Genomic DNA, 18,412 nt, shown 5'->3' on the forward strand with positions numbered 1-18,412 from the left:
AATCTATGAAACCTGATGGTGTTCCCACCCTGAAGACTCATCCGCAAAAATGATTCCCAACTCGTGATGATCACCTTCGTACAGGGCTCCTTGCGTAAAACGGTTTTCCCCGTTCGTCCCAAGTACCTCAAGCTTACAATACGCCCCGTTCTTTTGAAGGGCTTCATAAAACGCCCTTTCTGTATTCACTTCGACTCCATTTACTTTCAGGACGATTTCCCCTACTTGAAGCGTCAGTTTCTTTGCAGGAGAACCAGGTAGAATTCCAAGAATCATGACTCCCTTAGACTGTCTTTTAAAGAAGTATGGCTTGGAATCCTCAGTACTCCGGTAGCGATAAGAAATCCATACCCGTCCTACCATCGCCACAACAGCTGCCCCGATTGAAAACATAGGAGCCCAGAATCCCGTTACAGCCAGCGTCAACACGAATGCACCAAGCCAGAAAACCCTGTGACCTGTATGCTTAATCGCAACTTCAGGCAAGGTACTTTTAACAAGCTGCTGAAAACCAAGAAGGAACGGCACACAAAGGAGCGAATACGCCTCTGTCCCCATTGTAAACACCGGCCACCATTCAAATGGAGGGGGCAATGTTCCAACAGGAATCGGTACAAACATCGGCACAAGCCATAATTTCTTCCCTTGATGAGCCCCTACCTTAAGACCTCGGGCACTCTTTAGTAAACGCGGTGACGTATGCTTCCACCCGTTCAATCGAATCAAGCTTCCTTCAATCATGGTCAACACACCAAGAAGCACGACGATGGAACCCAGCAGCCCTACATTCAAGGTTTCTACATATGTATTCACATAGGGGATCTCCCACTCGAAATAATCCACCGCAAACAGTAAGAAATACGAAAACCCTACAGTCATGGTCGCAGACATAAGCTGAAAACGACTCGTTAAAGCAAACAGGAGTGACAACACCCCTATAACCATGATTCCAGCGAAAGGAATGACAACCCCAGCTCCAACTGTTACGACAGAAAACAGCAATCCAAGTACAATCCCATATGAAAATAAAACCCGAGTATCGTGATATCCGTCCAGCAATCTCGTATTAAAGTCCCTTCGCTCTCTTTTGACACGATAATAGCCCGTCATGATAGCGAAAAACACAGACAAATATAAAACAGGATGAAGAAATAACTTTCCAAATCCCTTCACTACCTCCAGCAACCAAATCTCAACCAATGATCCGTCACCACCTTTTTTAAGAAAATTTGCATTATCTACTATTTTATCAAAAGAAACCCCTAAAACCTATTGCAATTTTATTTGATAGTTTTACGATTCGATTTCATTTCCGACAGCATTCCCCATATTTTCCCGGGAAATGATGTCGGATAGACGGGAAAAGCAAGTGATTATGGGTGATTTTCAAAATGAAAATAGAGCCAACCATCATCATGATGGTCGGCCCCAAGTAATTAACGCTGTGCTGTTCTTTCAATATATTCCAAAGCCGCCTGGAGCTGCAGGTCATTCTTCTCATCCTGAACCGCTTCAAAGATTTCTTCCTGCAATCTTTCCGCCGTTACAGTATCAATGATTCCTGTGACATCAATACTCTCCTGACTTTGAAAATCCTTTACGGCCTTTTCCGTTTCCTTACTGAAATACCCATCCACGCGGTCAATGGAGAATCCAAGTCCTTGAAGCATTTCCTGGGCGTTTTGAACCTGTTCATTGTTCATCCCTTCTTGAAGAGGCTTTTCCACTTGAAGCGGGTGGGCATAGAAATAGGACGGCTGTCTGACAGGGATATCCGGTTTGATCCCCTTTTTATGAATCCAGTTTCCATTTGGAGTCAGCCACTTGAACATCGTCAGCTTGATATTACTTCCATCCCCCATCGGAACGGCTTGTTGCACGGTGCCTTTCCCAAAGCTCTTTGTTCCGATGAGCGGATATCCTTCAGCCTCTTTTAAAGCACCAGCCAGGATTTCAGAAGCTGAGGCACTTCCTTCATCTATCAGCACGACTACAGGGTAAGCCTTTCTTGCTTTACTGTTTGAGAAGGATTTCATCACTTCTCCACTTCGCTCTTGAATTTGAACATACGGCTTTTTCTCCGTTACAAATTCTTTAAGGATTTCTTCTACACTTGAAAGAAGACCTCCAGGATTCCCTCTCACATCCAAGACCAATCCTTCTACCTTTTTCTTTTCAAGTTCTCCTAATTGCTTCTTAAAATCAACGGCTGTATTTTCTGAGAAAGTAGTAATCTGGATGTAGCCTGTTTTCTTTCCATTGATTTCTTTCACATCAGAGAGGACCGTCTCAACAGGAATCTCATCGCGTTTCACGGATACTTTGATCGGATCCGTCAGTCCTTCCCGCGTAATTTCCAATTGAACCTCAGTACCCTTCTTCCCTCTGATTTTCAAAGTAGCTTCGTACAGGTCAAGTCCTTCGATGCTATTTCCGTCGACTTTAATGATACGGTCATTCGGTTTCAGTCCTGCTTCTTCCGCAGGAGAATTTTTAAAAGGGGCGACAATGATCAGCTTTCCGTCCATGATCGTGACTTCTGCCCCGATTCCTTCGAATGAAGAATCCAATGCGTCATTGAATTGGGAGGCTGTCTCGGCATTCATGTAAACCGAGTATGGATCATCGAGGGTCTTCAACATTCCTTGAATGGCACCTTCTACAAGCTGCCCCTTGTCCACATCCTGAAAGAATTTGTCACTGATCAGATCATAAGCCACTTCCACTTTGTGAAGCTTATCATTAAGCTCGCCTTTTCCGTCAAACTGAGCAAGCTCGTCCCCATCCTTGCCCGTCCATTCCAAGCCGCCATACATTCCTCCAGCACCGATCAGCATACTGATGATGATTGTGATGATGAGCTTTCTGCCCGTCCACTCCATATATTCCCCTCCAGCTTGTAGTTGGTCTTTGTATAGATAAGAGTGGCGCGACTAAGGACGCCAGCCTTCCTTATCCAACGAAAAAGACACCACACAAAAACGCGCTAAGGCGGTGCGATGTCTTTGCTTATCTAACTATATGCCGGAGGGGGACGAGTTATGATAAGAGAGCTCTTATTTTGAACCTGTAAAAACTCTTTGAACGTGATGGTTTTTGAGATGAGAAGCAATGATTCCTCCCCACTTTTCAAATTCCACCAGGAATCCGTCATGACCAAAGGAGGTGGGGATAAAGTAATGTTCACTCTTTGGCACAAGCTGAGTAAACTCTTTTAAATATTGAGGTGAATAAATTAAATCTCCTTCATAGCTGATGGAAATCAATTCGCACTGGTAGTTCTTCGCTACCTCTTCTGTTCCTCCTCTTCCCCTTCCGATATCATGTGAGTTCATCGCTTTCAGCAAGGTTAGGTAGCTGTTTGGATCAAACCGCTTCCCTAATTTCTTTCCTTGGTAATCGAGATAGCTTTCCACATTGAACAGTCCGTTTTGCTTTTCACGTTGGAAACGATGATCGAACAGCTCCTGCGTCCGGTACGTGACCATACCGACCATTCTGGCAATCTCCAATCCTTTTAAGATAGCGCCTGGTGGATAATGCCCCTTTTGAAATTCGGGGTCCTCTTCAATCGCTGTGATGCCAATGTGATTAAAAGCAAGACCATAATCATTTAAGGCAGGGGTTACGGCAAGGGCGAATACTTTATTGATATAGGCAGGATAGAGGGCTCCCCATTCCAAGGCCTGCATCCCTCCCAGTGAGCCTCCGATGACTGCCTCGATGTGGTCGATTGTAAGTTGTTGGAGTGCTTCATATTGGGCATGGACCATGTCCCTTATCGTAATACCCGGGAAGTCCGGACCGTAACGCTCTCCGGTATAATGATTGGTTGACGCGGGTCCCGTACTTCCTTCACATCCTCCTAAAACATTGAAGGCAATCACATTAAAATGTTCGGTATCAATATATGACCCGGGACCAATCAGCCCATCCCACCATCCCCGGTCTTCACTCGTCCCCTTTACGATATGGGTCCCGGTGAGGGCATGGCAAACCAGGATGGTCGGGCCATCTTTGTTTCCTGTTCGTTCATACGTAAGATCAACATTTGTCAACGTGGTGCCTGACTCTAATGTTAGGGATGGGATGGTAATGGAGCTTACTTCATATGTGGATGGCTTCTCCATTCCTCCACCTCCTTTTTTTGGTGTTGTGGAGGGGGTGATCAGGATTTTATTCCGGATTTCCCCCGCCGTAAAACAGTTGATTTCGGATTCGTTTTTGGATATGGCGCTCAACCGCAAAAATTGAAAATTCGCCGTTAAGTCTCTCGCAAAGAATTCAGATTTTCATTCGAGGGGACAGCTAGCAGCCTGTTCGCTGATAAAATCCTGATTTCGCTGATATATTGCGGATTTCGCTGATAAATGGTCCGATTTCGCTGATATATTCGAAATTCCGCTGATAAAATCAGATTTTCTCTGATAACTCCCTTTCATAAACCCCGAATGCCCTAAAAATAGTATCTAAATCCCCGTTTTCACCCTTTAAAGTGATTTCAATTACGATTTTAGGGCTGAATTCTCCCTTTCAATCATACCCTTGATGTTTCCAACGCCACTTCAATGGCATGATCCAAGTCCTCGATCAGGTCCTTCGCAGACTCTAATCCAACAGAAAGTCTCACCAGATCCTCGGTTACACCTGTCGCACGAATTTCCTGCTCGTTTAATTGCTGATGGGTCGTGGATGCCGGGTGGATAATCAATGATTTGGCATCTCCCACGTTGGCAACGTGAGACCAAAGGGAGATATTATCGACTACTTTCCGTCCAGAATCCCTGCCGCCTTTTATACCAAAGACGACTATGGATCCCGCTCCATTTTTCAAGTATTTTTGAGCAAGTTTATGAGACGGATGCTGAGGTAATCCTGGATAGGATACCCACGCAACACCATTGTGCTGATCTAAATGCTCCGCAATCTTCAAGGCATTCTCGGTGTGACGTTCGATGCGAAGATGCAGCGTTTCCAATCCCTGCAGCAATAGGAATGCGTTTTGTGGACTTAAGCAAGCTCCCAAGTCACGGAGCAGCTGCACCCTTAATTTCGTAATGAAGGCTGCGGGTCCCACATCCTGTGCGTAGCGCAGTCCATTATAGCTCCGGTCCTCTTCCGTGAAGCCCGGGAACTTTTCATGATTCCAATCAAACTTCCCACCGTCAATGACGACTCCCCCTATTGCCGTACCGTGACCGCCAATCCATTTTGTTGCAGAGTGAATGACGATATCCGCTCCCCACTCGATCGGCTTACATACATATGGAGTGGCGAATGTGTTATCGATGATCAACGGAATATGATGGTCATGAGCCACTTTTGCCACTGCTTCAATATCAAGGACGTGAAGACTCGGATTACCGATGGTCTCAGCGAATACCGCTTTTGTTTTAGGAGTGATCGCTTTTCTGAAGTTTTCCGGGTCATCGGGATTTACAAAATGGACCTTGATTCCATATTTCGGTAGAGTCGTAGAAAATAAATTATACGTTCCACCGTAGAGATTGGTAGCCGCTACAATTTCATCACCTGCTCCGGCGATATTTAAGATTGATAGAGAGATCGCGGCCATCCCGGATGAAACACCCAGTGCTCCGATTCCCCCTTCTAGAAGTGCCAGGCGTTTTTCCAATACGTCTACTGTCGGGTTCATGATGCGGGTATAAATGTTCCCCGGTTCTTCAAGGGCAAATAATTTTGCCGCATGATCACTGTTATCGAAGACGTAGGATGTTGTTTGATAAATGGGAACTGCCCTTGAACCTGTGGATGGGTCGGGCTCCTGGCCACCGTGAAGCAGTAGTGTGTCGAAATCGAATGATTTTGTCATAGAGAATTCCTCCTGAAATGGTTTTTAATTTTGGACTTTGCGTTTGGATGTTTTAGACGTTTGCCTGTTGATGTTTGTTGGATTTTTGACTGTTGAATTTTTGTGTTAATTTGACTGTTGAATTTGGAATGATATTTGACTGTTAAAATAATGCGTTTATTTGACTGCTGAATTTCCCACTTATTTTAACTGTTAAATATCGACCCATTTTCTCCTGTTGAATAACGGCTAAAATTCTCCTGTTGAAATCAGAGACTCAAAAATCGAAGAAGTAAGTTTCCTTAAGAAGATAGAAGAGGAAAAAATAAAAACCCTCTTCCTAAGAAGAGGGTCTAATTTAATAGGGTCCTCCTCTTATCTTTCAGGCAGATCGCCTGCAGGAATTAGCACCTTTTCATGCAGCTTGAAAGCGTACATGAAGGTTGCCGGGTTTCATCGGGCCTAGTCCCTCCACCTCTCTGGATAAGAGCATGTAGTTGTCAATGTGAAAATTCTTGCGTTGAGATGAATTATAAGGGGTAACCGACCTCAACGTCAAGGGTATTTTTAGAATTTTTACATTATTTAATTTTTAACCGAAGCTGCAATCGCTTCGGTGAATTGCACGACGATGTCTTCCCCATCCTCAATACCTAACGATATGCGCACGACATGTGTGTTTATGCCCAGTTTTTCCTGAGCTTCTTTCGGTAGGGCGCGATGGGACGTTCCTAACGGATAGGAAACCGTCGTCTCCACCCCGGCCAGGGACGGGATGATTTTGACCCAGCCCAGTGACTTGAAGAATGAGCTGATATCGCATGTGTCGGATAGCTCGATGGTCACGATGGCGCCATTTCCCTTATCGGATAAATCTCTTGGGTAATAGACTTCCTTCACATATTCATTTGCTCGAAGTTCCGCCGCCAGAACTTCGGCATTCCTTGCTTGAGTCCCCATCCGAAGAGCCAATGTTTTTGCTCCGCGGCATGTCAGCCAGGCTTCAAATGGACTCAAGTTCGAACCGATGTTGACGACTTTTTCCCTCGCTTTTTGAACGAGCTCTTCTTTTCCGACGACGACCCCTGCTGTGATATCACTGTGTCCTCCGATATACTTCGTGGCACTGTGGGCGACCAGATCCACTCCTTCTAAGAAAGGCTGGCGCAGGAATGGTGTGGCAAATGTGTTATCGATCATGGTTTTCAGGTTGTGTTTTTCAGCGAATCCGACCATTTTCGGAATATCTTCCACTCGCATGAACGGGTTTGTGACGGTCTCACTGTATAGGAGTTTGGTTTGTGGAGTAATGGCTTTCTCTAATTCTTCCACACTTGTAAAATCAACGAATGAAGTAGAAATACCGAATGATTTCAGCTCTTCTTTCAGCATATGGAACGTACCTCCATATAAATCCTCGGCGGCAATGATGTGATCGCCTGATTTCACAACTGCGAGGATTCCCACAAGGATGGCCGATAATCCAGAAGAAGTTGCGACACCTGCCGGGGCCCCCTCCAGGTCTGCCACCATCTTACCAAGCTCGTCCGTATTTGGATTTCCCGTTCTTGTGTATAGATAAGGGGACTTTCCTTCATAGAAACCTTCCAGCTCCTCTAAAGAGGTAAAAGAAAAAGCAGACGTCTGATAAATGGGAGTCGTCTTACTGCGGATTTCCTCCGTCCCTTTTAACTGGTTGTGTACGACCTTGGTTGTAAATTTCATCTCTCTTTCATCCTTCCTGAATCTTTGTATTTTTAAAAGTGTATCATATTCAGAAGATTGTGAGGAGTAGGACGTATTGGAGGGCATAAAAAAACACCTGCCCAATTGCAACAGGTGCTCTACATTTTATTGAACGTTATCTAAACATCCGATCAAGCGATTTTCAATATCCGATGCCAGGTTTTTCAGTTCATCGTTATCCACCATTTCGATCAGCTTGCTTGGTTTTGCCATACCGATCTTGGTGGTACCACCTTCTGTGTATACCGTCACTTTGCAAGGGAGGAAGTAGCTTACGAGCATGCTTTCTTCCAGCACCTTTTTCGCTTCATGTGGATTACACACCTCTAACACGACTACTTCTTCGTTGAAATCAAGCCCTTTATCCTGTAGCTTCTGGGCAAGATCGAGATTCCATAACACGCCAAAGCTTTCATTTTTCAGGGCCGTTTCTACCGCTTCCACTGCTTCTTTCACACTCATTGAAACTTCCTTTGTGTAATGAAACATGTTCACATCTCCTCCTTTATCTATCTCTAGCCTACATTCTGTTAATACCTCATAGTGTATCAGGTCAAACATCGAAATTCAGAGGTCCGTCCCTCTTCATTATTCCATTCCTTCGACCATCTTACCCATCATTTCTTCGTTCATTGGTCCGACGATTTTGTGTTGGATGATGCCTTTGGTATCGATCATGTAGGTGGTCGGGATGGTGAATGCCCGGTATTCGTCTCCGATTTCTCCCTTTTCATCCATCGGTATGGGGAAGGTGAGTTCGTAGCCGTCGATGAATTCCTGGACAGCTTTTTCCCCATCATCCATGGATGTCAGGTTGACGGCAAGGATTTCTACGTTTTCTTTCTCTGCATTCTCTTCGTAGTAACTCTGCATATGGGGCATTTCAGCTTTACATGGCGGACACCAGGTAGCCCAGAAGTTCAGGATCACCTTCTTACCTTGATAATCTGAAAGCTTGACGGCTTCACCATCTAAGGTGGTTAATTCAAAATCCGGAGCGCGGTCCCCTTTTGCGAGACCCTGCTGTGCATTAGAAAGGTCCATGGATTCATTGGCTAATTGGGCAGCCTCTTCCCTGGCCTTCTTTTCCTGTTGATCCTGAAAAAAGTTCACTAAGAAAATGCCGATAAGAAGTGCAACGATGGCCAAAGCAAAATTTCGTTTATTCAATGTGTTTCCTCCTTACGTTTAAAAGAAAGATGAGATAAGTCATCATGACCAGATAGGTCCAGGTGGTGACGGTAAATTCAAAGCCGCTAATGAAGGCCCTTAGAAATAGCTGGACTAAAGTAAACATGATCAATAACTGGCCTGCCCAGGTATCTCCGCCTTGATCACCGGCTTTTTTACTAAAGAATACAAGGATCAATAGATTGAGCAGTACCTGAATACCAGCTAGTAGATAGTGGTTATAAAGGATATGAAGGACCGCTTCATAGACAAGAACTGTGACCATCCATGAAATTATAATTGTTGTTGGATGATCAACCTTTTTAACAATTATGTAAGTAAGAGCTGCTATCAGTCCTAACCAGTATCCAATGACTCCTCCGTGAAAATAGAGGATGGTAATTGGATGTTCTATCACCGTTTGAAAGTCAATTACAATCACACTCAGCTTCCAGACGAGTAAAAAAGTGAAAATACTATTGGAGTACCAGTCGCTTGCCTTTCTATTCCAAAAGAAGAGGAACAAGAAAGTGATTATGAACGAAGCGATAATGGCTCCCCATGAAGCCGGGAATGTGAAGGAGCCTATGGTGTACCACTGTTGTGTCATAATATTCTCCTTAAGTCGTTCTTTATTTAGGGATTGGAAGTCGTATTTCAAAGGTATGGTAATGACTATCTGTTACGAGGGAAAGGTGTCCTCCATGTGCTTCCACAATTTCTTTTGCAATTGCGAGCCCCAGTCCGGCTCCACCTGTCACCAGTGATCGGGAAGCATCCACTCGATAAAAGCGTTCGAAAATAAGCTCACTTTCTTCAATGGGAATTTTTCTTCCCTTATGTGAAAAACGGGTTATATAATGTTCTTTCTCCATATAGCCTTCTATCCTTACCTTTTTCCCATTGTCATAATCCACAATATTTTGAAGGATATTGCTAAGGACTTGATTAAGTCCATCAGTGCTGCCTTCCAGAGTGAAAGGCTTAAGATTGTAGTCCACTTTTATACCTTTCTCAAGGAATTTGACGTGAAAGATGGTGAGTCGTCTCTTTATCAGTTCGTGGATCAGGATTTTTTCATGGTTGAAGTACTTCATTTCTCCATCTGATGTCCATTGATTGATTCGGACGAGTTGTTCCAGTAATCGTTCGATTCGTGTGGTTTCTTCTTGAAGTGAACAATACATCTCTTGGTCCCCTTCAATGACCCCTTTTTCAAGTCCTTCGAGATAGCCTGATAAATTCGTCAGGGGGGTCCTTAACTCATGAGAAAGATCTCTCAGCAAACGATTTTGCTTTGCTTTTATGATAGCCGTTCTTTCTGAAAGTTCATTGAAGGCATCATTCAGCTCCTTCACCTCATAGATCAGAGGATTCTTTAGCTTTGTCGGATGCTTTCCTTTTTGCAGCTCTTGAGTTGCTGCTGTTAATTTCTTTAGTGGATGAATCAACCATTTTAATAAAATAAAATGAAATCCGCCTGCAAGGATGAATGCAAGAATACTTACTTTCACTAAATACTCATTTAGGAGGGTTTCTAAGTCAGTTCCTGTAATCTCTTGCTGATTTACGAGTGTACAAGCATAGTTTTTCACGGTAAATCCTGCAATGACGATGACTATGGCAATGATAATGGTGTTAAGGAAAGTCAACTGGGTGAAGATCCCCCACACTTTTTTCCTCTTAAGCATCAAACTTATACCCCATCCCTCTAACGGTTTGGATAAATGCTTGATGAGTCAATTCTTGAAGTTTTTGACGAAGGTGGCGAATATGGACATCGATCGTTCGTTCCGAAACCACTTTTTGATTCATGTCATACAGGGAATCAAGAATCTGTTGCCTTGAAATCACTTGACCAACATGCGTCATTAAAAAATGAAGGATTCTGAATTCAAAAGTCGTTAATTCCAGGACTTCCCCTTTATAGGTGACCTCGCCCTTCAAAGGCTTCAACGTCAATCCTTTCCGACTGAGCTTCTGGCAGCGTGTCCCTGTTCTGCGCAGCACTGTGTCCACGCGCGTGACGAGCTCAGATGGACTAAATGGCTTTGTGACATAATCATCCGCTCCAGCTTTCAATCCGTGGATACGCTCTTCTTCACTCGTCTTTGCCGTAACGAAAATAATGCCGATATCACTTTTCTCTTCTTCCCTAATCCACCTGCAAAGCTCTTCCCCTTGAGTTTTAGGAAGCATCAAGTCCAGTATCGCAAAGCATGGGTCATGCTCTTTGAATAGTTGTTTCCCTTCTTCCCCCTCACTTGCTTCAAATACCTCGTACCCTTCTTTTTCAAGGAAAAGCTTTATCAGATTACGGATTTTCATATCGTCTTCAACAATCAGAATCGTTTTATTTTGAACCTTCATACTTTCCTCCTATGTTGAGAAGAGACTAAATACAGATAGATACGAGCTGATTTGCTGCATCTTCCCGCTGAACACGAGAAATCCCAATGCAATCATCAATGCTCCATTGATTTTAGAAAGCTTTGGCAAGATCTTATTCACCATTTTCATTACGGTAAATGTCTTCGTGATCATCAGTGAGATAAGCAGGAACGGTACCGCTAAACCAATCGAGTACACAATCAACAGCACGACTCCTTGAGTCAATGTACTGGTGGCACTTGCCAATAAAAGGATGGAAGAAAGGGTTAGTCCTACACATGGTGACCATCCGCTGGCAAAGGCCATCCCCAGCAGGATAGAACCTAACGCCGTTCCCTTCTTCCTTGTTTCAAACTTTCTCGAATCCTTCATTAAGAAAGAAAAGCTAAGCCAGCCCATCATCTGTAAACCAAACACAATGATGAGAATCCCTGCAATCTGTTCGATATAGATTCTATATTCTGAGAAGATCTCTCCAAGGAAGCTGGCAGAAGCCCCCATTAGAATGAAGATGAGGGAAAACCCTGCAATGAAACCAAATGACCTAAGTAAAACCACCGATCTTTCCACCTGCATTTGTCCTTCTCTTGCCTGACCACCTGTTAAATGACTTACGTAAGCAGGGAGAAGCGGGAACACACAAGGTGAAAAAAAGGATAGTGCCCCGGCGGCTAATGCGAACCAAATAGATACTTCCGTCATACTGATCACTCCTTTACATGAACAGTATGAACAGGAAATGTTAATCTTTGATTAAGATAGCTATCTTTATTTACTATATTCCTACCCTTTTTTCACGACAATATAATAAACCGATGGATGCAAGTGACCCACTGTTGTGTGGAACCCGGATGATTGGAGCTGTCGATCGAGCTCCCCTGAAGAAATCCGATGATCCAGAGGCGGTCCCATTTCTGACTTTACCCTTTCCCAATCCAGGATCAGCCAGATGCCTTCTTCCTTCAGCATATCGTGTAAATCCTGAAATACTTTGATCAGATCGGGAACTTCATGCAAGACAAAAGCGGATACGATTTTATCCAAAGTACCTTTGTTGAAGCTGAGATATTCAAGGGATGATTTCACATAAACGATATTGTCTACATTTTCTTCATTGGCACGGTGTTTCAGATATTCCAGCATTTCCTGCTGCAGATCTACTGCCTGTACCTTTGATTCTACCGTTTTCGCAATGGGAAGGGTCAGGTAGCCATTTCCACAGCCTAAGTCGGCGACGATATCGTCTTTATTGAGTTTGAGAAGTTCGAGAACTTTGTCCACTGGTACGAGCTCCTGACGTCTTGGGTCGAGGAGCTTTGAAGCTTTATGGTGTTCGAATAAATCTCCGGCCATCGGGAATTCCTCCATTCGTTCTTCATACCCTACTATGTATTAGTATCCTGAATCTTTTATATACAAGCAAGTTATTTACTCATAGTTTATCCTATAGGAGAATTATTACAGATTGCATGAATAAATGTGTGTCGAAATTTTGAATAATAAAAGGATTCTCCATGAAGGAGAATCCTTAATTTCTGCTTTTGTAGGATAGGGACTTCCCTTATGATCATAGGAAATTATAGAAGGGAAAACACCGGTTCCCTGATCTTCGATATTCCCATTTCCTACTGAGTATTTCTTTTATAACGAAATGATTACGATTTAAATTATAAAGTTCTACTTCTTATTTAGTATAAGCATGATTCATGGAAAAGAAGAAGTAGCTTGTATTTATTGCTTCTGACCCTTTCATCGATCGAATGGTGTCTGTATAATCAATCCACGTTACATTTCGCAGCTTCTGATCTAACTTGGCATTAATCTCTTGTTCAATTTCCCTCATCCGTTTCATCAGCTCTCCAAAGTTCATGTTAAAATGAGAGGCTGCCTGTTGATGAGGAGTATGTTTCACAAGTAAGGCCATAAATTCCTCAGACGTCTCGGATCGGCTCGCCAATTCATCTTCAAGATCGACCACATATTGATAGATCTCCCTTTTTTCATTTGGCAGGCCCTTAACAATATCCCGAGCAGCAATTTCCATTAAATGTTCGTTCATCGTATTCACCCCGGCATAAGTCTATACCTTAACCTATTCTCTCTAGTGGAACGACATGCACTATTTCATGTTGTATTTTTTCAAGAAGCGTTCTGCACGGCCTCCTCTATCAGAGAACTTCTGTCTTCCTGTATAAAACGGATGCGTATCCGAACTTACTTCTATTTTTAATAAAGGATACGTGCTCCCGTCTTCCCAGTCAATCGTTTCATTGGATGTTTTCGTAGATCCTGTTAAAAAGGAAAAACCGCTGTTCGTGTCCATAAATACCACTTGTTGATACTCTGGATGAATGTCTTTTTTCATTCTTAATTCCCCACCTTAACGTTTAATGTATTACCAGCTTGATTTTTTGACGCCGGGTATTTGCCCTTTATGAGCAAACTCTCTGAAAGCGATACGGGACATCTTAAATTTACGGAGATAGCCTCTTGGTCTCCCTGTAACTTCACAACGACTGTTTAATCGGGTCGGCGAGGAATCCCTCGGCAGCTTCCTTAACGCTTCATAATCACCCTTCTCCTTTAACTCCCTGCGTAAATCTGCGTATTTCTGAACAAGTTCCTGACGTTTCTTCTCTTTCACTACCTTTGATTTCTTTGCCAAAATGGTTCACTCCTCTTTCTAATCGTAATCATTACGTTTTAAGTGCGTATGGTTATTAAACCATACTCTCTTTCTTTTTGCAACGATATTAATTTCCTATAATTTATTGGATTGAACTCTCTTATACTGTTAAAAAATAGATAAAACCGAATGCCATTCATGACCGGCATTCGGTTTTATTCGTCTTATGCTGCCTTTAGCCCTTCTAAAATATGCATAAAGTATGTAACTGTATTTCCACCACGGCGATTGATGATTTCGATGTCCTGTACAACTCTCTTTACTTCTTCTGCACCAAGACTTTCGATAAGCATTTCACTGATCTCTTCAGCTGTATATTCACCTACATAAGTAGACTTCAAAGCAGTACGATTCCTTCTACAGAAACTTCTTAATTGCCTTTTTAATTCAGTCAATTCCAACATCATCATCCTTACTACAGATTCAAATCTTATCAAACAAGTCGTATAAAAAAAGCCCACCAAAAAGGCAGGCTAAATGATACTAATTAAAATTTTCGAAATAGTATTCATTGTAATCCATTGTTTTCGGTAACCCGGCCATCGTTATTCTCATCTGAGAATGGTAGACCCGTGGCTTTGCGTCCTAATCTTTCAATTAGTTTGCCCTTATCAATTTGTAGAAACTACAGTTGTCATTATACTAAATAGTGTAATATTTGAGAAGATTCTTAATGGAAATAGTGAATATTCCCTAGACTTACATTGAACTAAAATATCGGCAAAAAATAGACCCCGCTTCTAAGGAAGTGGGGTCGTAAAATTAGAAGTTAATATATTGACGTGGGTTTACAGCATTAGATTTCGATGCATTCCATGAACCTGCATGAAGTTCAAAGTGTAAATGCTGTCCGAAAGAGTATCCTGTGTTACCCATGTATCCGATTCTGTCTCCCTTGTTAACTGCTTGTCCAGTGCTAACAGACGAAGAAGCCATGTGGGCATAAACCGTTGTGAAGGTTTGTCCGTTGATTGAGTGAGTGATATATACTACGTTACCGTAGCTTGAGCTATAGTGACTCTTGATGACGTATCCATCCGCTGCTGCAGAGATTGGAACACTGCCGCGCGCTGCGATATCTGTACCATAGTGAAAACGCTTTTTACCGTTCAACACGTCCCAGCCGAAGTTTGTAGTAATCGTTCCGGAAGCTGGAGATGTCCAGGCACCGGCACTTACTGGTGCACTTGGAGCTGATGGCGCAGGTGCTGAAGATTCAGAAGAACCACCGCTGCTGCTTGTAGTTGCTTGTTGTTGTTCCGCTGCACGCTTTGCCGCTTCAGCTTCTGCTTGACGCTTGCGTTCGATTTCACGCTGACGTGCAAGTTCCGCTAGACGTGCTTGTTCAGCCTGGATTTCACCTTCAAGCTGATGTTCCATTTTAGAAAGCTCATCAGATTCATTTTGAAGATCTTTTTTCTCTACTTCAAGAGAAGCCTGTTGTGCTTCAAGCTGCTTGAATAACTCAGCTTTTTGAGTTTTTTGACTATCAAGATCCTTTTTAAGAGTCTCAAGACTTGCTTTAGTAGATTCCAGGTCTGCAAGCTTGCCTTCTACTTCTTCTTGTTTCTTTTCTAATTCAGCCTGATCACGTTTTTGTTCGTCCATGATCTTTTTATCGGCACTTACGATTGTATTTACTGCTGTTACACGGTTGATGAAGTCACCGAAGCTGTCCGCGCCAAGTAGTACATCAAGATAATTTGCAGAGCCGCCTTTTTCCTGGATCGCACGTGCACGCTCTTTTAATAGTTCGTTACGTTCTTCAATTTTTTCTTTTAGTACTTTAATTTCTTCTTTAAGTTTATTGATTTCTGCAGTGGTTTCATCAATCTCTTTTGTTTTTTCGGCAATCTTTGCTTCAGTATCTTTTAATTTTGTACTGATCTCAGCAATTTGTGATTGAATTTCTTGCTGTTTATTGATGTTTTGGTTAATCTCTGATTTTTTCTCATTGATCTTTCCGTTGATTTCCTCTTTTTTAGAAGAAATGTCATCTTGCTGTTTCTTTAAATCCTCCACGGAGGAATGAGCGTTAGCGGTTGTTCCCAATGTTGGTAAACTTCCGATTGTTAAGGCTGCTGCAATTGATAATGATATGAAATACTTCTTGTTCAAGCGGCATGCTCCTTTCAGCTTCTATCAACCTATCAAATTTTACACTTTTAAGAACTTACGAACAGACATAAAGCTTCCCCATGCCCCGATCAAGCAACCCATTAATAGAATTAATCCGTTTACTTGATAGATAAAGGGGGTAAAATCCAATATCTGAATAAAATGGTTTTGTAGTTTTGGTTTAATAAAGTCATAAGCATAGTAGTAACCTGTTGTTACAAGAGCGATCGGGATAATAGAACCTAAAATTCCAAGCCATAATCCTTCTAGTATAAATGGCCAGCGCACAAACCAGTTGGTTGCACCCACGAGTTTCATTATCTCGATTTCCCTTCTTCTGGCGACAATCGTAATTTTTATCGTATTGGAGATAAGGAACATGGCTGTAAACAACAGACCGATGATTAACACCAGGCCAACGTTTCGGCTCATCTCAAGTACGTTAAATAATTTTTCGATCTTCGCTTCACCATACAGTGCTTCATTCACATTCTCATACTTGCTGATTTCAGCAGCAATCTTCCCTGTGTCACGAGGATTCTCTGCTTTTACGATAAACACATCGTATAATGGATTATCTTGTTCAAATAATCTGAAATCGTCTCCCAGATCTTTCACAAGATTCTGAAGCTCCTCTTCTTTAGAGGAATACTCTACGGATTCCACTCCACTTATTTGGTTAATCTTCTTTTCGATTTCATCTATTTGAGCTTTTTCAGTACCGACCTCGAGCAGAACGCGCACTTCAACGTCTTTTTCAATATCGGTTGCAACCTTGTTCATGTTTAGCATCAATACCATAAACACACCAACGAGCAGTAAGGTTACGGTAACGGCACTCACTGACGCAAATGTCATCCAGCCATTACGTCCGATGCTTTTGAAACTCTCTCTAAGGTGTCGACCATATGTCCTAGCTTTCATAACCGTAATCACCTCGCTGTTCGTCACGAACAATTCGGCCATTTTCAATGGCAATTACCCGATGCTTGATAGTATTTACGATTTCCCGGTTATGTGTAGCCATGATCACTGTCGTTCCACGGTTACTGATCTCTTCAAAAATGTTCATGATATCCCAAGATGTCTCAGGATCCAGGTTACCTGTAGGCTCATCCGCAATCACAAGCTTCGGCGTATTCACGATGGATCTTGCGATGGATACACGCTGCTGCTCTCCCCCGGACAACTCATCGGGGAGCATTCTTGCTTTGTGCTTTAGCCCTACCAGATCCAGGACTTCCATGACTCTCTTCTTGATTTGCTTTGGATGTTCTTCTATTACTTCAAGGGCAAAGGCAATGTTTTCATAGATTGTCAGCGATGGCAATAGCTTGAAATCCTGAAATACAACCCCAACGTTTCTTCGTAAGTATGGAACTCTACTATTTTTTAATTTTGCGAGATTGATACCATTTACAATGATATCTCCTTTGGAAGGACGTTCTTCGCGGTACATCATTTTAATAAAAGTAGACTTCCCGGCGCCACTTGGACCCACAACATACACAAACTCGCCTTGCTTAATGTGGACGTTAAAGCCATTAGCAGCCATGACACCGTTGCTGTACTGCTTGTAGACGTCTTTCATTTCTATCATTTTAAAATCACCTAATTTGTATTATGTAGTTACCCTCTTGGCTGTTATCGACATATGTACGCGGTATGAGCTCAACGTTTTTACCATAATTAGACACAAAATGGCGAAAAAACTCGAATTGCTCTCCCGAAAATTATTATAACATCACTTTATACGATGTTAAGGAAAAAAATTATTACATTTACGTTTCAAAACATATAATAATGTGAATTTTTTACCTATTTTACTGTCGATTGTACCTATTACGAACGAAAAAAGTAGTCTTTTATAACTAGTATCTGGTGCTAATACCAGATTCGGAAGTTTGAGGATCCATTTCATCAAAATGCTAAGCTGGCGCTATTCTGATTTGGTTACTAGGTTATAACGGAGGACGGTTTGAGTACTGGTTACCAGCTATGGTTATTGGGATTAGCTCCTGTAACAAATATTTAAAGAAGAGAAAGGGTAAAACTTGTGAAGCATCAAAAAAAAAGAAGAATCCTCTTACAAGGACTCTTCTTCCTCACTTATTTCTTATTCGCCAACCACTCTGCCACTGCTTCTGCTTCTTCACCTTTAATGAGTCCTGCAGGCATTTGACCTTTACCATTTTGAATGACTTCCAAAATTTGATCTTTGTTTAATTCAGCACCAATTTTATTTAGGGCTGGACCCATTCCGCCTTCAAGGTTACCACCGTGACAGCTGGTGCATTTATTGTTTACGATTTTTTCAGGGTCTACTCCGCCAGAGCTTGTTTCTGTACTCTCTTCGCCGCCACCGCAGGCTGCAAGTACCAATGAAGCGCCAAAAACAATTCCAAGTAGCTTTTTCTTCATTTTTTCTCCCCCTAGGAACACATTTTTATGAGTAACGGGATATACCGAGGTCCGTCCCTCTATTACAT

Annotated in this window: 20 protein-coding genes and 2 riboswitches; all 20 genes read right to left on the minus strand. The window is 42.5% G+C overall.

Annotated features, from left to right (window positions below; genetic code table 11):
* Positions 1 to 3: 3 nt before the first annotated feature.
* The 20 genes from TV75_RS08655 to cccB all read right to left on the minus strand — a co-directional run bounded on the left by TV75_RS08655 (position 4) and on the right by cccB (position 18,344).
* Positions 4 to 1,200, minus strand: a complete 1,197-nt coding sequence (locus TV75_RS08655) for a PDZ domain-containing protein (protein WP_044338326.1) — start codon at positions 1,198 to 1,200, stop codon at positions 4 to 6.
* 236 nt (positions 1,201 to 1,436) lie between these two features.
* Positions 1,437 to 2,882 carry a S41 family peptidase gene (locus TV75_RS08660; RefSeq protein WP_044338327.1) on the minus strand — a complete coding sequence of 482 codons (1,446 nt, stop codon included), beginning with the start codon at positions 2,880 to 2,882 and terminating at the stop codon, positions 1,437 to 1,439.
* A 174-nt stretch (positions 2,883 to 3,056) separates the two neighbouring features.
* Positions 3,057 to 4,130 (minus strand): homoserine O-acetyltransferase MetX, encoded by a 1,074-nt coding sequence (metX, locus tag TV75_RS08665; protein WP_044338328.1) that lies wholly within the window; start codon positions 4,128 to 4,130, stop codon positions 3,057 to 3,059.
* Between the two features lie 407 nt (positions 4,131 to 4,537).
* Entirely contained in the window at positions 4,538 to 5,833 is a 1,296-nt protein-coding gene (locus TV75_RS08670; protein ID WP_044338329.1) for an O-acetylhomoserine aminocarboxypropyltransferase/cysteine synthase family protein, read from the minus strand.
* Between the two features lie 351 nt (positions 5,834 to 6,184).
* A riboswitch (SAM riboswitch) is annotated at positions 6,185 to 6,302 on the minus strand.
* Between the two features lie 95 nt (positions 6,303 to 6,397).
* The gene (locus tag TV75_RS08675; RefSeq protein ID WP_044338504.1) at positions 6,398 to 7,537 is read right to left on the minus strand and encodes a trans-sulfuration enzyme family protein; all 1,140 of its coding nucleotides are present in this window, start codon (positions 7,535 to 7,537) and stop codon (positions 6,398 to 6,400) included.
* A 126-nt stretch (positions 7,538 to 7,663) separates the two neighbouring features.
* Positions 7,664 to 8,047: a DUF302 domain-containing protein gene (locus tag TV75_RS08680; RefSeq protein WP_044338330.1), complete on the minus strand. Its 384-nt coding sequence runs from the start codon at positions 8,045 to 8,047 to the stop codon at positions 7,664 to 7,666.
* A gap of 99 nt (positions 8,048 to 8,146) precedes the next feature.
* The gene (locus TV75_RS08685) at positions 8,147 to 8,728 is read right to left on the minus strand and encodes a peroxiredoxin family protein (RefSeq protein ID WP_044338331.1); all 582 of its coding nucleotides are present in this window, start codon (positions 8,726 to 8,728) and stop codon (positions 8,147 to 8,149) included.
* The gene (locus tag TV75_RS08690; RefSeq protein WP_044338332.1) at positions 8,721 to 9,338 is read right to left on the minus strand and encodes a hypothetical protein; all 618 of its coding nucleotides are present in this window, start codon (positions 9,336 to 9,338) and stop codon (positions 8,721 to 8,723) included. Before TV75_RS08690 ends, TV75_RS08685 begins: the two co-directional genes overlap by 8 nt.
* A 22-nt stretch (positions 9,339 to 9,360) precedes the next feature.
* Positions 9,361 to 10,419 (minus strand): HAMP domain-containing sensor histidine kinase, encoded by a 1,059-nt coding sequence (locus tag TV75_RS08695; RefSeq protein WP_044338333.1) that lies wholly within the window; start codon positions 10,417 to 10,419, stop codon positions 9,361 to 9,363.
* On the minus strand, positions 10,412 to 11,098 hold the full coding sequence (locus tag TV75_RS08700) for a response regulator transcription factor (RefSeq protein ID WP_044338334.1): 687 nt from the start codon (positions 11,096 to 11,098) through the stop codon (positions 10,412 to 10,414). The genes TV75_RS08695 and TV75_RS08700 overlap by 8 nt, the downstream gene beginning before the upstream one ends.
* A gap of 9 nt (positions 11,099 to 11,107) precedes the next feature.
* Positions 11,108 to 11,821 carry a cytochrome c biogenesis CcdA family protein gene (locus TV75_RS08705; RefSeq protein ID WP_044338335.1) on the minus strand — a complete coding sequence of 238 codons (714 nt, stop codon included), beginning with the start codon at positions 11,819 to 11,821 and terminating at the stop codon, positions 11,108 to 11,110.
* An 81-nt stretch (positions 11,822 to 11,902) separates the two neighbouring features.
* The gene (locus TV75_RS08710; protein ID WP_044338336.1) at positions 11,903 to 12,472 is read right to left on the minus strand and encodes a class I SAM-dependent methyltransferase; all 570 of its coding nucleotides are present in this window, start codon (positions 12,470 to 12,472) and stop codon (positions 11,903 to 11,905) included.
* A gap of 331 nt (positions 12,473 to 12,803) precedes the next feature.
* On the minus strand, positions 12,804 to 13,178 hold the full coding sequence (locus TV75_RS08715; RefSeq protein ID WP_044338337.1) for a hypothetical protein: 375 nt from the start codon (positions 13,176 to 13,178) through the stop codon (positions 12,804 to 12,806).
* A 60-nt stretch (positions 13,179 to 13,238) separates the two neighbouring features.
* Entirely contained in the window at positions 13,239 to 13,484 is a 246-nt protein-coding gene (locus TV75_RS08720; RefSeq protein WP_044338338.1) for a type B 50S ribosomal protein L31, read from the minus strand.
* Between the two features lie 30 nt (positions 13,485 to 13,514).
* Positions 13,515 to 13,784: a 30S ribosomal protein S14 gene (gene rpsN / locus TV75_RS08725; protein ID WP_044338339.1), complete on the minus strand. Its 270-nt coding sequence runs from the start codon at positions 13,782 to 13,784 to the stop codon at positions 13,515 to 13,517.
* Between the two features lie 185 nt (positions 13,785 to 13,969).
* On the minus strand, positions 13,970 to 14,146 hold the full coding sequence (locus TV75_RS08730; protein ID WP_156142357.1) for a hypothetical protein: 177 nt from the start codon (positions 14,144 to 14,146) through the stop codon (positions 13,970 to 13,972).
* Between the two features lie 185 nt (positions 14,147 to 14,331).
* Positions 14,332 to 14,422, minus strand: a riboswitch (cyclic di-GMP riboswitch).
* 145 nt (positions 14,423 to 14,567) lie between these two features.
* On the minus strand, positions 14,568 to 15,923 hold the full coding sequence (locus TV75_RS08735; RefSeq protein ID WP_044338341.1) for a murein hydrolase activator EnvC family protein: 1,356 nt from the start codon (positions 15,921 to 15,923) through the stop codon (positions 14,568 to 14,570).
* A gap of 39 nt (positions 15,924 to 15,962) precedes the next feature.
* Positions 15,963 to 16,847 (minus strand): permease-like cell division protein FtsX, encoded by an 885-nt coding sequence (gene ftsX, locus TV75_RS08740; protein WP_044338342.1) that lies wholly within the window; start codon positions 16,845 to 16,847, stop codon positions 15,963 to 15,965.
* A complete protein-coding gene (gene ftsE / locus TV75_RS08745) occupies positions 16,837 to 17,523 on the minus strand; it encodes a cell division ATP-binding protein FtsE (RefSeq protein WP_044338343.1) in 687 nt (228 codons plus the stop codon). The genes ftsX and ftsE overlap by 11 nt, the downstream gene beginning before the upstream one ends.
* 509 nt (positions 17,524 to 18,032) lie before the next feature.
* Positions 18,033 to 18,344, minus strand: coding sequence for a cytochrome c551 (cccB, locus tag TV75_RS08750; RefSeq protein WP_044338345.1), 312 nt, complete (start codon positions 18,342 to 18,344; stop codon positions 18,033 to 18,035).
* Between the last annotated feature and the right edge of the window lie 68 nt (positions 18,345 to 18,412).

Source organism: Rossellomorea aquimaris (genome assembly GCF_000935355.1).
GTDB classification, from domain to species: domain Bacteria; phylum Bacillota; class Bacilli; order Bacillales; family Bacillaceae_B; genus Rossellomorea; species Rossellomorea aquimaris_B.